At 71.3% G+C, this 272-nt stretch carries 1 pseudogene; it reads right to left on the bottom strand.

Annotation, left to right across the window (positions count from 1 at the left end):
- Nucleotides 1–272: pseudogene (locus SB816_RS31750) on the bottom strand (glutamate 5-kinase); the annotation flags it as partial.

The following is a 272-nucleotide window of genomic DNA, read 5'->3' on the forward strand; positions in this document are numbered from 1 at the left end:
GGCAGCAGGCTCTTGCCGCCGTCCCTGAGCTTCTCGACTGCGCCCGCATCGATCACGACGTGCCCGCGCACCTGCAGATGATCGGCCATCCATTGCTTGCGCGCGGCCTTCCGCGCGGTCCGTGCGATCAGTTGCGTGCCGATCGCCTCACCCGCGGCCAGCCGCACCAGCACGTCGGCCTCGCGGCCGCTCGCGATCACGGTGTTCGCGCCACTGTGCGCGGCGCGCTTCGCTGCGAGGATCTTCGTCAGCATCCCGCCGCGGCCGAGGCT

The organism is Achromobacter sp. SIMBA_011 (assembly GCF_046535435.1).
Lineage (GTDB): Bacteria > Pseudomonadota > Gammaproteobacteria > Burkholderiales > Burkholderiaceae_B > Achromobacter > Achromobacter dolens.